The 13,390-nt window shown below is 62.9% G+C and carries 12 protein-coding genes and 1 pseudogene; 7 read left to right on the forward strand and 6 right to left on the reverse strand.

Annotated elements, in window-relative coordinates:
• From ACFXN1_RS46120 to ACFXN1_RS46130, 3 genes are all read right to left on the reverse strand, one after another.
• Window positions 1–463, reverse strand: a 463-nt coding sequence (locus ACFXN1_RS46120; RefSeq protein WP_379463973.1) for a hypothetical protein, incomplete at its 3' end; no start/stop codon positions are given.
• 31 nt (window positions 464–494) lie between these two features.
• Window positions 495–2,051, reverse strand: coding sequence for an ArnT family glycosyltransferase (locus tag ACFXN1_RS46125; RefSeq protein WP_379436904.1), 1,557 nt, complete (start codon window positions 2,049–2,051; stop codon window positions 495–497).
• A gap of 58 nt (window positions 2,052–2,109) precedes the next feature.
• The gene (locus ACFXN1_RS46130) at window positions 2,110–3,108 is read right to left on the reverse strand and encodes an SGNH/GDSL hydrolase family protein (protein ID WP_379436906.1); all 999 of its coding nucleotides are present in this window, start codon (window positions 3,106–3,108) and stop codon (window positions 2,110–2,112) included.
• A gap of 394 nt (window positions 3,109–3,502) precedes the next feature.
• Here ACFXN1_RS46130 and ACFXN1_RS46135 point away from each other — a divergent pair, with 394 nt between their 5' ends.
• The 5 genes from ACFXN1_RS46135 (at window position 3,503) to ACFXN1_RS46155 (ending at window position 6,846) form a co-directional block, all read left to right on the forward strand.
• The gene (locus tag ACFXN1_RS46135; protein WP_379400905.1) at window positions 3,503–4,438 is read left to right on the forward strand and encodes an undecaprenyl-diphosphate phosphatase; all 936 of its coding nucleotides are present in this window, start codon (window positions 3,503–3,505) and stop codon (window positions 4,436–4,438) included.
• A gap of 526 nt (window positions 4,439–4,964) precedes the next feature.
• A complete protein-coding gene (locus ACFXN1_RS46140) occupies window positions 4,965–5,183 on the forward strand; it encodes a hypothetical protein (RefSeq protein ID WP_379436907.1) in 219 nt (72 codons plus the stop codon).
• A gap of 327 nt (window positions 5,184–5,510) precedes the next feature.
• A complete protein-coding gene (locus tag ACFXN1_RS46145; RefSeq protein ID WP_379436908.1) occupies window positions 5,511–5,924 on the forward strand; it encodes a hypothetical protein in 414 nt (137 codons plus the stop codon).
• A gap of 68 nt (window positions 5,925–5,992) precedes the next feature.
• A complete protein-coding gene (locus tag ACFXN1_RS46150) occupies window positions 5,993–6,403 on the forward strand; it encodes a helix-turn-helix domain-containing protein (protein ID WP_379436909.1) in 411 nt (136 codons plus the stop codon).
• Window positions 6,403–6,846, forward strand: a complete 444-nt coding sequence (locus ACFXN1_RS46155) for a hypothetical protein (protein ID WP_379436911.1) — start codon at window positions 6,403–6,405, stop codon at window positions 6,844–6,846. Before ACFXN1_RS46150 ends, ACFXN1_RS46155 begins: the two co-directional genes overlap by 1 nt.
• A gap of 893 nt (window positions 6,847–7,739) precedes the next feature.
• Here ACFXN1_RS46155 and ACFXN1_RS46160 read toward each other — a convergent pair.
• The 3 genes and pseudogenes from ACFXN1_RS46160 to ACFXN1_RS46170 form a co-directional block, all read right to left on the reverse strand.
• Window positions 7,740–8,117 (reverse strand): hypothetical protein, encoded by a 378-nt coding sequence (locus ACFXN1_RS46160; RefSeq protein WP_379436912.1) that lies wholly within the window; start codon window positions 8,115–8,117, stop codon window positions 7,740–7,742.
• 421 nt (window positions 8,118–8,538) lie between these two features.
• Window positions 8,539–9,517, reverse strand: a pseudogene (locus ACFXN1_RS46165) (IS3 family transposase).
• 367 nt (window positions 9,518–9,884) lie between these two features.
• Window positions 9,885–11,279 carry a hypothetical protein gene (locus ACFXN1_RS46170; protein WP_379436913.1) on the reverse strand — a complete coding sequence of 465 codons (1,395 nt, stop codon included), beginning with the start codon at window positions 11,277–11,279 and terminating at the stop codon, window positions 9,885–9,887.
• Between the two features lie 851 nt (window positions 11,280–12,130).
• Between ACFXN1_RS46170 and ACFXN1_RS46175 the strand changes: the two genes are divergently transcribed.
• Together ACFXN1_RS46175 and ACFXN1_RS46180 are read left to right on the forward strand one after the other, a co-directional pair.
• Entirely contained in the window at window positions 12,131–12,562 is a 432-nt protein-coding gene (locus ACFXN1_RS46175) for a hypothetical protein (protein ID WP_379436915.1), read from the forward strand.
• Entirely contained in the window at window positions 12,549–13,388 is an 840-nt protein-coding gene (locus ACFXN1_RS46180) for a hypothetical protein (RefSeq protein WP_379436916.1), read from the forward strand. Before ACFXN1_RS46175 ends, ACFXN1_RS46180 begins: the two co-directional genes overlap by 14 nt.
• Window positions 13,389–13,390 lie beyond the last annotated feature (2 nt).

The raw sequence follows: 13,390 nt of genomic DNA on the forward strand, positions 1-13,390 counted from the left end.
CCAGCTGGATCGCCACCACCTGGGTGCGGGGCCCGAACGCCCCGTTCTTGGCGGCCTTGATCGCCAGCTGCGCCAGGGTGTAGCCGTCGCGGCCCGGAACCTGCTGCCCGCTCGAGGTCACGGGGCCGCTGTCGATCGACGCGTTGGTGCACGTGGCGTTCTCGAAGTCCGAGGTTCCGGCGACGCCCATGAGCGTGCTCAGCTGGACGGGCCAGGACGTGTCGCGGTGCAGGCATTCGTGTGCCGCGACGTCGTTGTTGCCGTCGCATTTCACCAGGACCCCATCGCACGGTGGGTTCGCGGCGAACGAATCACCCATGACCACAAGCGTTTTGCCCTCGACCGGAGCCGGTTCGTCGGCGGCGGCGGCGGTGCCTATCGAGCCGGCCGCGGCGAGAACGGCGACGGCGGCGGCCAGCCTGAGTGGAAGCACGGCCCCGCCGCTGGTCCTGAAACTGATCAATGCAAATCCTCGATGACGTCGGCACTCTCGCTCAAGAGGCCGGTGGGACAACCATATAGGTCAACTTCGGCCAGGCGACGGACATGGGAACCAGGGGCTCGCGGCAGATCCACACGGTCACGTGGTGATTCTGTCCGGCGATGCCGAGCGGGTTGTCCATCTGCAAAGCCGGTGTGGTGTGGGCGAAATTGGCCAGGAAGGCCCGCAGCTCCGGTCCGTCGTTGTAGCCGACGTACATGACGGTCGTGGCCGAGTCCGGCGGCGGGCCCCATTCGGCGAAGCCACGATTGGGACTGTAGACCGGCGGAATCCATTCCGACCGACCGTAATGGTCGAGCGCCCCGGCCTCGTTGTAGGCCTCGGTGACGACGACGGCACCGGTCTGTTCCTCGGCCGGCAGGCCGATCGCCACCTTGTGCACCGCGTCGGCAAGGTCCTCCCAGTTGTCGTTGCCGTAGTGCTGCAGAAAGCCCCAGTAGCCGGTGTCCGGCACGTCGATCCAGCTCTTGGGGTAGGGGAGCAGCGCCAAGCAGGCGGTCAGTACCGCCGAGAGGACGGTGAGGCCGGTGAACAACCGCCGCAGCAGCAGGGCGCGAGTACCCGCGACGTCCAGGAAGCCGGACAGAATCGACGCGCCCGCGCCGAAGATCGCGGGAACGATCCCGGCGACGTAATAGGACCGGCCGTGCCCGACAACGACCAGAACCACCATCAGCAAGGCGGCGATCAGCACGAACCGATACGGCCGCAGCTTCGGCTCCCGAGCCAGGCCGTACAGGCCCAGCACGCCCAGCCCACCGCCGAGGAATCCGGTGACCACCATGATCGCCACGACCGTCCCCAGCTGTCCGCCGTCGCTCCCCGCCGTTTCCTGGGCGATGGCGCTGTTGGTCGCCAGCTGTGGCCAATGATGGGAGGCCTGCCACAGCAGGGCGGGCGTCATGGCGGCCGCGAAGATCGACAGCCCTGCCCACAGTGCGGGGCGGCGCAAGACCTCGCGGGGGCCGACGGCGAGAACGCCGAGGGCGACACAGGCCCCCAGCATCAGCACCAGCCATTTGTCCTGCACGTCGATCGCCGCCGCCACACCCGCGGCGATGAGCAAGGGGTCCTGGCGGGTGCGTACCCAGCGAACCAGCAGCCAGATGATCAACGCCTGGAACGCCACGTCGAATGCGACGCTGTCCAGCACGGTGTAGGCGACGACGAACGGTGAGACGGCGTACCCCGCCGCGGCGAGCATCTGGTAGCGCGGCCGCGCACCGCATTCGCGGGCCACCGCCGCCGCGAGGACGGACACCGCGATCAGCAGCAGCAACCCCGGGATCCGCAGCGCGAGAACCGATCCGGGGGCGATCACGTCGGCTGCCCGCGCGATCAGCGGTATCACCGGTCCGTTGTCGACGTAATCGACCGCCAGTCGCCGGCCACACGCGAGGTAGTACAGCTCGTCACCGGCGAGCTGGAACCGTGCCGCGGAGACGGACCAGACGAGCGCGATCAACCCCGAGACCAGCAGGACGCCCCGCCACGCGAATTCGGGTGGTGCCGAGGTCGATTCGGATTCTGGGGTGTACGTGAGCGTCATTGCTTCTCCGATGGATGCGCCACGGCGGTACTCGACCGGCTGGCAGGGTGAGGCCGTGTCAGTGCGCGACGTGGCTGTAGACGGTGGCGGCCACGACGGCGTCCCCGCGGGGTGAGGGATGGAACGGCAAGCCGGCCAGGTTGATCTGCGGATCGAGGAAGCCGTTGAACCACGGATCGGCAGAACACAATCCGTGACCCGCGGTCGCCTGCTTGACGTCGACGAAGTCGATCTGGAGCATCCCGGCCGCGTCGCGTTGCGCATCCTGGAGCCGGTTCCAGAACTCGACCATGGCGCGAGCCCGCGGCTGTACCCAGCGGACGAGGCCGAGGAAGTCGAAGCACCACTCCGAGGCGTTCTCCGGCGCCACCTCGGGATAGCCGACCAGTTCGATCCTCGCGTTCGGCGCGTAGTACTTCACGTAGTCGACGACTTTGCGAATGCGGTCGGCATAGGCCGTTCCGGTGATCGCATCGAGCGCCGGCCACCGGCCCTCGGCCACCGCGTTCTCGTCGCAGCCCTCGACGACGTTGAACACACAGGTGAACACCCTGGTCGCGTCGGCGGTGATCGCGTCATCCTTCGGCCACGCGTCGTTGAAACCCAGCTGGATCGCCACCACCTGGGTCTGCGGCCCGAACGACCCGTCCCGAGCGGCTTCGAGCGCCTCCTGCGTCAGGGTGTATCCGTCCCGGCCGGGAACCTTCTCCCCGGTCGATGTCACCGGACCGGTATCGATGGTCGCGCTGGAGCACGAGTTGTTCTCGAAGTCCTCGGCGGCGATGCCCATCAGCCCACTCAGTTGAACGGGCCACGAGGTGGGGCCGTGTAAACAGGCCTGCAGACCGGTGCTGTTCTCATCCGCGCACTTCACCAGCACCGCATCGCACGGTGGGTTCGCGGTGTACGAGTCACCGAGCACGACGAGCGCGCGGCCCGGTGCCGGTGCGGGTTCGGCGTCGGCCGTGCTCACCGACACGGCCGCGGCGAGCACGCCGACAGCGGCGCCCAGCCGGAGCCGGAGCACGGCCCGGCCTGTAGTCCAGGAACTGGTCAATGCAAATCCTCATCGGGCCACGGCCAGCCCGCATAGGGTGTCGACCATGACGCAGGTCACAGCGTCTGACAGATAAAGCAAAATATCGTCTTTTCACTTTCTCGGCAAGCAAGTGGTTGGTGGACTGTCGGACTCGCCGGGTGGCTACTCCGGCTCACAGGGCGGGATGACCCGAAATTCACTCAGTCGACGCCTGATTCGGGTTTCTGGCAGCGAATCTGGTGTCCTCATACTGCTTTTCGCCTCGTGGCAGCCGTGTGAACAGGCCGAATGATGCGTGCGGTGTCCGGTGCTCGAGCCTCGTAAGTGATTGGCGGAGTGGTGAATTCGGACAATTTGCCCATCGATTGGGGTCTCAGGGTTGCGGCGAAACACCCGTGCGAAACTCGAGCCGATGATCACCTACTTGCAAGCCGCTGTCATCGGCGCCGTACAGGGTGTCACCGAACTGTTCCCGATCTCGAGCCTGGGGCACTCGGTCCTGGTCGCGGATTGGGTCGGTGGTAGCTGGAAGCAGGTGACAGTAGGAAGATCCGGCCGGGGCGCGACCTATCTGGCCTTCGTGGTGGCGTTGCACGTGGCCACGGCGATCGCGTTGCTCGGCTACTACTGGCGTGACTGGCTGGCCATCATCGCCGGTTTCCTGGCCACGTTGCGAACCCGGCGTGCGGAAACCGTTCCGCAGCGACTCGCCTGGCTGATCGTTCTCGCCACTCTTCCCGTCGCGGTCCTGGGCCCTTTCCTGGATCGTCCGCTGCACGCGCTGTTCACCACGCCCGTCGACACCAGTGTCTTCCTGACCTTGAACGGTGTCGTGCTCGTCATCGGCGAGGGATTGCGCAGGCGCAACGAACCGACATTGGCGGAATACGGTCGCCGGTTCGGCCGCCGTGAGGCCCACCGGTCCGTTCACCCCGCCGGACCGAAGCACCCCCGTCAGACCGACCGCCCGCTGGCCGCCCTGAGCCCCCTGGACGCCATCGGTGTCGGATTCGCCCAAGCCGGCGCACTGCTGACCGGCTTCAGCCGCGCGGGACTCACCATGGTCGGTGGCCTGTGGCGCGGTCTGGAAAACGAGCACGCCGCCAAATTCGCCTTCCTGCTCGCCACTCCGACGATTCTGGGCGCCGGCCTGGTCGAGCTGCCGGAGCTCGCCGAACCGAGGATCGCCGCCATCCGCGGCCCGGTACTCCTCGGCGCCTTCGTCTCCGGAACCTGCTCGTGGCTGGCGGTGCGCTACCTGGAGCGCTACTTCCGCACCCGCACCCTCCTCCCGTTCGCGGCCTACTGCATCATCGCGGGCACGCTGTCGATCATCCGATTCATGTGAGGCGGATTCGAATCCCCGGCGCGTCCCCACATGGGTCGGCGCTCAACCCCTCGTCGGGCGCCGACGGGGCGGATCGAATTAGGGTGCAGCGGAATTCGGGTGGAATGCGGCGAGGCCCCGATCCGGTGGGGATCGGGGCCTCGCGTCGGGGTGGCTGACGGGACTCGAACCCGCGACACCCAGGCACAAGATCGCAGGATTTCTGAGGGTCCCCGGATGCCCTTCGGTGTCCCGCAGGGGAGCGAAATTCGCTGGTGCAGAGTGTATTTCAATGGTTGTGCATGTCCCTCGTCATCCCTGCCCGTCCCGCGGTGTCTGCGCTCAGAAGTTGGTAATGAGTTGGAAAGGTTCGAGTCCCTGTCCCGGGTTGTGCCGCTAGCGCCGAATGTCGGGCTTCGGTGTGTCGTGGTTGCGACACGCCGACGAGTTTCGGCGTTGAGCAAACGGGCGGCTACCGCATGGGTTTTGCTTGTTATCGGGCAGGAAGCGGCGTCTACCAGCTGCTTGTACGGACGGTCGATGCGCCATGAATGACGCGGAGCGTGATGTATTGATCCGGAAGCACTTCCTCGAGTACGGTCGAGTTATCGAAGCTGGCGAGAAGGCGAAGGACGCACGGCTGCAACTTCTCCTGCGGCTGCGGGCCGTCGACCCGGACTATTACACGCAGACTCGGCTGGCTGGGTTGTCCGGCATGTCGCAGCAGAACGTCTCGTACCTATTGGCGAAACCGTCAGCTGCCTAGGGGGCTGGGTATCTGAACGAGCGCTGGCCGACTGCTTGCCGAGAGTGCAACTGTCGGCGAGCGCTGTCCCCAGCCATCTGCTGCGGTGTGGCGCGCCGACAGGGGTGATTTATCTCCAGGGCTGGATCCGATCACCTGCTAGCGGCAAATGCGGCATGATCGGTATCCCAGGTTGATGCTTCGCGAAGAGGGTGGGGAATGGTGGGGCAGTCAGCGCCAGCTGTCTACATGTCGCGCATCCATACTCCAGGTTGTGCGTGGACATACTCATCCGAGTGCACTGACCACTTCGCTGAGCTTCGCGCAAAGGACCCCGAGGCTGCGGAGTTGCTTGAGGCGAAGGCTCGCCGTGCGTTCACCCATGGCTTCCCCGCGACAACCAACAACGAAAACCCTGATCGGAAGGGCTACCCGACCCATCGTTGCCCTGTCGGTGAGCGCGTCGAGCAGCTCCCGGATCTAAAGTTCGATGCCGAGCGGCCAATGCCCTGGGCCGGCGAACTGTACGCCATGTCTGAGGACGAGCGCACGATGTATCGGCTGTACTTCATCGAGCAGCGCCCGGGCTGGGACAAGCCGACAGATCTGATCATTGGCAGCGGGATAGGGGTGAAGCCTGTGAGCGAGTCGAGCGACTGGGCTAGCACCGACCAGACCAAGGACATACACGACGCGATGGACTCAGGGGTCACGAGGTGCGAGAACGTTCGTGCGCGTTGGCGACGCTGGAACTCGGCTTGATACCGTTTGCGTTATAAAGCACGCGAAGGTGCTAGGAATGAGGCATCCTGTGTCCAGCGGGGAAGGAGATGACGCACATGGAGATGTTCCCAGGCATCGAGAACCCGACTGATCGTGATCGCGTCGGTCTCATCGTCGCTGAGGAGCAGTTGAATCTGATCCTTGGCTTGCGGGCAATCAGGATCCAGCGCGGGATGACTGTGACCGAGGTAGCCGATGCTATGGGTGTCGATCCATCGCAGGTATCCAGATTCGAAAGCGGTGGCACCAACCCCACTCTGTCCACCATCAGGCGCTACGCCAAGGCTGTGAGGGGCGTCTTTCGTGTCGAAACACGCACCTTGGAGCAGGACCAGGCCGGAGCCGGACAGAACGTGGTTGTGGGTCAGTTGCTCGCCTCGGTGCCTCGTGATGAGTCAACGAGGTCGGGTGGGTCCAGCTCGCTTTGGGGCCTGTCGATGCAAGTAAAGGTCGTGTAATGGTGCTGGCCAAGCGGGCGACCGGTGGTGATGTGATCTGGATGTGTCGCGCCGTACAAAGGGTGGAGAGCCAAGACAGCGACGACGCGGTACAGGACATCTACGAGGCATCAGTCAAACCGAGTCTGGGACGAGATGCACGGGTGAACGACGCGCCTATCCTTGACATCCGCGGACGTCTCGCACTCCGGAATGACTCGATCGATGCGACCTTCGAAGTAGTTACCCGATTCATCTTCGCAAACGACCAGGAGATGCCCGAGATCGAGGAAGTACGAGAGTTCCTCCGCGACTATGGGATTGACTACACATTTGGCTACATCCGCGCTGCTCTGGCGGACGATCTTCGGGTCTTCGGTCTGCAGGCTGGGGTCCTGCCTGTCACCGCCCTCGACGAGGTCAGGTTTGCAGATCTGGTCGCGGTGCACGCACCCGGAGCCTGAGGTTAGGTGCGACATTTGCCTTGAGCAATTCCGATGCAACTCCGTAGCCAGGGCAGTCGGCCTTGGCTACGCGATGGTCAGCTGAGGGCTAACCATCGGCTGTGCTGGCGACACGCGTGACTTCGGAGGTGCTTGTCCGACCGTGGCGCCGTTGGCAGGATTGCGCTCGGCCGGATGGCGGCCACTCCCGACACCGCGCTGCCCCAGCCTTGGCGGTGTCACTGGTGGGATAGAGGAGCCCTAGCTCCGCCACACCCGACCGCTGACCACTTCGTGCCCACCGATTGGGCGCGCCGATCACGATTCGGGCGTTTCGGGCAGCGGCGTTCGGGATGGTCGATGCCATGGTCCATGGGGGACGTCTTGCGCGGCGAGTTCGCACGCGGGCTCTCTACACGGGTGAGCCCTACAGTGATTTGAAGGGCCGCACTGTTTTCGACAACGTGGTGCCGATTCCCATGGCGGCCACCAAAGATCAGGAGTTTCTGGAGTCCGAGGTCTTGCGGACCTTCGGCGGCTACGGAGAGTGGTTGGCGCATCCGGTCGGAATCGCAAGGCTGCGCTTGGCGTCCGATGGCTCGCTGGCAGTCTGGCTCGATAGCCACGCCGAAATGCACCCGATTCGGAGGCCGCCAGAATGGTTGCCCGGCACGATCTTTCCGTTCAGCCAAACCCTCGTTGGGATGTTGCTCCCACATGTCCGGCCGGATGGGGAACTCTCGGGGATCCCGCGCTTGCGGGTTGTGTCTGCTAGCGGCGGTGATCTGATCGTGTCGCTCGTCGGAACCACCAGCCGCATGACCTTTCGCGGAGCCCCCGGAACCCAGTGGAGGGCAGACATAGCGGAGTTTCATAGGACGCTGGATCTCTCGGGTGAGACACCCCTGTGGGCGTCAGGCTCTCTGACCGCGGCTGAACGCGAATTCGAACGAGATGTCCCAGGTGTGACGAGTAGCGCACACGATCTCGCCTGGCTCGGAAGTGGGCTTCTTCGTCGGGTTGCCCTCTTCCATACGGTGAGTTCGGCTTACCGCACCAGATTCTGGACGAACCCAGATCGCCAGACCGGGGGCGAATGGATCTTCGAATCGGCCACTCGACGTGACGTGCCCGTCGAGCATGATGCCTTCATCGCCCGCCTGACCGATCGCCAGTGGGGTCTGCCCCTCGCTGTACGGCATCACTTCTGCATGTGCGACCACGATGCCCTTTGGGATCGGGAATGCAGCTACACTCTTGCACATACCGGCGATGAGCGGGGGCGTCTCCATCTACGCTTTCAACACGTGCGTAGGGATGCCGATGAAAACGACCATGCACGTAGGGATTTCGCTGAGATCGGATCCAGCGAGGCTTGGCTCAACAGGGTCTTGCCGGACCCGCCCGGACGAGAAGCATCAGTAACCGACGATGTTCGGGAACGTCGAAAGCAGTACTGGCAGAGAGCTATTGAAAGTCGGCACCGTTCACGGTAGTTCCGCATGGTAGGAATCTGAATGTCGGTTTCGCTGGCCGCGGTTCAGCAATCTGACGGACTGGCGGCACGGACGGAACTTCAACCGTCGGGGACAGTGAGGTGCAGGTAGTGTACAAGACGCAGGAATGCTCCACCGCGGGATGCGCAAACGCGGCTGCGTTCACTACCGGGTCTGCCCCCGGTTTGGTTGATTCCTTGACCTGCCCCAGGATTAGTTACCTGTCTGGATGTGAATCTCGGGCGGTGGCGGACTGGCGTTCGTGGCGCAACTCGTGCTCGGTCGGCGACACATAGTCGAGCTGGGAGTGGCGCCGTTGCCGGTTGTAGAAGATCTCGATGTAGTCGAAGATCGCGTTCGCCAGATCGACTCGTGTTCGCCACTTCTTCCGGTTGAGCAGCTCGATCTGCATGCTCAACCAGAACGATTCCATCATCGCGTTGTCGTAGCCGTCGCCGACGGCATCAGTCCGGCGGTGCGGATCTTGTTGGTGAACGCCCAGGAGGTGAACTGGACGCCGTGATCGGCGTGAACAATACTGCCCGGCAACGGCTTTCGGTTCCTGATGGCCGTGTCGAGAGCGTTCACTACCACAGTCGAGTCCTGACAGTTGTCGATCGACCAGCTGACGATCTTGCGACTGAAGGTGTCCATCACCGCGCAGCAGTAGACCTTCCCTTCCCGCGTGGGATGTTCCGTAATGCCGGTGACCCACAACTCATTTGGTGTGAGTTGATGGAACTTGCGGTGCACGAGATCGTCGGCGGTCGCGATGCCGCGTAAGCGTTTGACCTTGGCCGGCCCGGACAGTCCGGCGATACCGGCCCGGCTCATCAGTTCGGCGACGAGGTTTTCGCTGACCACGATGCCCATGCCGCGGGTCAGCTTCGCGAGCCTTGGCCGGGTGCCCGGTATCGACGAGAACATCGATCACCGGTGAATCCTTTTGGGGCAGGCCATATTTCCCCGAGCAGCCCGGCCGCCTTGCGAAGGATTTCGACCTCGGCTTCGAGTTGGTGGATGCGTTTGTTGGCCTTCGCCAGGGCCGCATTCTCGACGGTGCTGATGCCGGGGCGTTCCCCTCGGTCGATCTGGTCCTGGCGGACCCAGCTGTGCAGGGCCGCGGCGCTGATCCCCAACTCGGTCGCGGCGGTGGTGATCGGTTTTCCGGCCCGCACGAGCGCGACGGCGCGCAGGTGGAACTCCGGCGGATACGGTCAGGGCATGGGATCAGAGCCTCTCAGTTGGTGCCGATCTTCACATCGAAACGGGTAACCAAACCCTGGGGCGGGTCAGCGAGTCAGCCGAACTCGGGGCAGTCCCGTCCGCGTAATCGGTCAGGCGCCCGCAGCGTGTGCGCACGGTCTGCGCCTACCTCAAGCTGATCGATCCGCGCGGCACGGATTCAATCCGGTTACTGCGCACCAAAGCTTGACCAGATCAGACCCGGTAGTCACCGGCCTGTCTGCTGTTACCCGTTGGTGAGCTGGGCGATAGCGTCGACGCCAAATCGTCTCTAACGGCGCTTCCTGGACCTATATGTGCAGGTGTCGGCCATGCGGGCTACCGGAGAATGCCGCTGAGGACAACGCCCCATGACTCAAGTGCCTGATTCAATTGTGTGCCGGCCGCGGCCGCGGCCGCGAGTGCCGCCAAGGCGGAGCGGATCATCCCCGGCTTCCGACTCTCCGGCGACGCTTCCGCTGCCTGTGCCACGTATTCGACGATTTCGAGTAGTCCGCGGCGCTCCTCCTCGCCGAGGTCGTCGGCGAGGATCGCTTCCTTGACCGCGTCGAGGGCATCTCCGAGGTCTTGGTTGCCTTGGTTCACAACGTTCGATATCGAGTAAGAGATGCTTTCCACCCTCGACCCGACCGGACTGTTGTTGAGCGTGCTGTTGTGGAAGGTGAACGCGTAGGTCGGGTCTTTCCGGCCCTGCCCGGACGCTTCTGCATAGTCACTCATTCGTTCCTGCACTTTCCTTAAGTAGTTGAGGCAGAGGACTGTATAGGCTTTGACGACGTCCGTATCGCACACAACCTGCCGGTCGGCGTGATGGACTGTCGCTGTCAACTTTTCGAACCCGTGCGCGACGTCCTCGGGCGCGAGCCTTTTCAGGCATTTGATGATTTCCCCGAACCAGGGCTGGAGCGGCTTGTCGTGCTCGCTGCCGCAATGGATCGCGACGTAGTAATCGGTTGCGAGGTCGATGTTTTCGGCGAGATCAGCCTCGATGAGCCGGGCGAGGAATCCTTTCTTGATCCGACCGTGGCGTGGAGGCTCGATGAACGCGGGGACGTAGAGGAAGGTCGGCGGCTGTATCGCCTTCCGGAACTTCTCCGACACCTCGTTCAGCATCACCCACACTGTGCAGAAGACGCAGCGGCCCCCTGGCGTCAGAAGGACCTCTCCGGTCACCTTCTGCTCAGCTGTCCAGAAATCTGAGTACGATTGCGCGTTGAAGATCGTCTGCTCTGCCTCCCTAATTCTCTGGGCCGCGTTCGGCAAGACGTGGTTTGCCGCCAATTGCAGTGAGCGTGTGAGCCTGTAGGCGTTGCCGATCCACTTGAACGCATTCGTCAGCGAATGAAAATTTCCCTGGATCCGCCCGTGAGTGTGTGAGGTGTACTGAAGCCAATCAGGATCTACCCGCGCCCCCAGAGAAGCGTGCTTCTCTGGGGTGACGCCGACAGGAGCGAGAGGACGGGCCACGTGGACCGCTTGTGCGGATAAGGAACCCAGGATTTGGAACGCGTCGATCCGCTGGGCCAACGCGATGTCATAGTTCTGGATCGTCGCGTGAGCGGCCCGGAAGTCCATTTCGGCATCAATCTCAGCGAGCAAATCGTAATCGGCGAGCTCCTCGCCGCCCTCCGCATCCGAACCCCCGGTCACCGCATCATGATCCGCCGAATTGGACTGCGAGGCAAGCATTTCCGGGGAAAACATGCCAGGCAACGCGGCCCTCCTTGCGGGTGTGCGCTCAGATCGGGGGCTCAGGTCAGGAAAGGTTCACCGTACAGGCCGCAGAGGATCGGACCGTTTCGTACTGGAGCGTGCGGCTAACCAAGAACCTGGATCGCGAGCTGTTGGTAGCGTCGTCGCTTGTCTCCGACCACGTTACGGAGCTTTGAGGAAGTCTGGTGTTAGTCGAGATTTGTCTGACCGGCATCCGACATAAGGTGCCACCATTCGTCCAACGTGGACGAGTACGCGTCGACGGCCTGACACAGGTCGGACAGCGGGTCAAGTAGTTCGACCGGTCCGGCCAACTCGGGACTGCCACGTCCTTCGGCGTACTTCGTGCATAGATCGATGTGCTCAGTACGCCTGCTGCTCAACACTTCTAGTGATTGACTGCTCGTGACCGCATCCACGAACATCCTCCCGGCCTCCATCAGCCGGTCCAATCGGAGCAGGTACCCGCGGTGCTCTACGTACTGCCCGATCCAGCAGATAGTGGTCTCGCGTCGCGAGGGCCAGGAGCCGCTGGCTCCGCGTCGTGAGCCAGTTGACCGCGAACGTCCCGCCCCCGCCGATCATGGTGCCCGCCAGCGTGAACAAGCCGGTCGTCGCCTCGGTGGCGATAAACTCCAGGCTATCGAACACCAGCCGCAGTACGTTCGATTCTGGCTGGCGTGCACTTGCCTGATCCGTTGCGACACAACGCATGCAAACCATCCAGCCGGTATTTCGGAGGGTACTAGGAGCCTCCCCAGGTGCGTGGCCCATGGCCGGAACTACGGCTATTGTCAGGGCAACTACAACGTGGCCGGTTGTGCCGATCGGCCACACAGGGGAGGTCTTGCGTGGATCCGCTCGTGCTCGCAGCTGGAACGGCTCTCGTCACGGCAATGGCGACGGATGGATGGACACAAGCCCGGGATGCAGCCGTGGATCTATGGCGAAGAGTCCACCCACAGCGTGTTCCGGCAATCCAGGAAGAACTCGAAGAAGTGCGCGGTGAACTGCTGCTCGCCCGCGAGGCGGGCGACCACACCACCGAACACGAATTGGTTGTCGACTGGCAACGACGGCTGCATCGATTGCTAAACGACGACCCCAACTTGAGCGCTGAAATTCGTCGAGTCCTCGACGACCAACTCCTGCCACTGCTGCCCACCGTCGAGCAGACAACAGTGCAGGAGATCGTTCAGCATGCCACGGCGTCGGACAACGCCATGATATTCCAAGCGGGACGTGACATGCATAATATCGGTCGCGGCATTGGCGAACGATAACCTCCAGAATGATCGGACCGGACGCGCGTCGGAGGCGCCACTGAACCAAAAGGCGGCGGCGTCGGAGAACGGTCGAACGTTTCAAGCCGGGCGCGATCTACACAATATCTCGATCAATCTCGGCAATATCATCTGGCTCCTGATATTTCCGGTCATCGCCGTCGTTGGATTGCTCGCCTACTCGGTGGTCTGGCCGATGTTGCGGCATTCGGCGTCGGCCGAGCCCCTAACGGTGAGCGTTGCCTATGCCAGAGGTGGTGTCAGCAATGGCAACCCGGGGTGCGGGAATCTCTGGATGTTCGACAAACCGCTAAACCTGATCAGCCCTCCGGTTTCCGGGATTCTCAATGAGACATGGGCACAGGAAGCGGGCGGCGTCGACATGTTCGCCACCTGGTTCAAGATTTCGTTGCAGGGCGCTTCAGTAGATGCTGTGAACATTCACGGAATGCGGGTCATCGACGTCGATCGTACTCCGGCAACGGCGAAACAGCTTGTGTCGGATCAAGCGTGTGGCGGCACTACGGATGTGAGAAATTTCCAGATTAATCTCGATCCCACGCCGCCGAAGATAGTATACAACAACGGCATGACATTCGCGTTCACGGTAAGCAACTCGGATATTGAAGAATTTGATGTGAAGGCTGTTCTGGAGTCTAAGAATGCCTGCGATTGCATTTCTCGGTGGCGCCTGGCTCTCGACTGGTCCCACATGGGAAAGTCCTACACGACCGTGATCGACAATAACGGTGTCCCCTTCCAGACGGCGGCCGTGAACAGTTTTTCAGCGACGGCACGGCTAGACGGTAAAGAATGGGTGAAATAGGC

The organism is Nocardia sp. NPDC059154 (assembly GCF_042755705.1).
In the GTDB taxonomy this organism is placed as follows: Bacteria; Actinomycetota; Actinomycetes; order Mycobacteriales; family Mycobacteriaceae; genus Nocardia.

Bases quoted from the DNA above. Each gene is read 5' to 3' on its own strand.
- ACFXN1_RS46125 (WP_379436904.1), bottom strand. From the start codon at position 2,051: ATGACGCTCACGTACACCCCAGAATCCGAATCGACCTCGGCACCACCC.
- ACFXN1_RS46135 (WP_379400905.1), top strand. From the start codon at position 3,503: ATGATCACCTACTTGCAAGCCGCTGTCATCGGCGCCGTACAGGGTGTC.
- ACFXN1_RS46140 (WP_379436907.1), top strand. From the start codon at position 4,965: ATGAATGACGCGGAGCGTGATGTATTGATCCGGAAGCACTTCCTCGAG.
- ACFXN1_RS46150 (WP_379436909.1), top strand. From the start codon at position 5,993: ATGACGCACATGGAGATGTTCCCAGGCATCGAGAACCCGACTGATCGT.
- ACFXN1_RS46155 (WP_379436911.1), top strand. From the start codon at position 6,403: ATGGTGCTGGCCAAGCGGGCGACCGGTGGTGATGTGATCTGGATGTGT.
- ACFXN1_RS46160 (WP_379436912.1), bottom strand. From the start codon at position 8,117: ATGGAGACGCCCCCGCTCATCGCCGGTATGTGCAAGAGTGTAGCTGCA.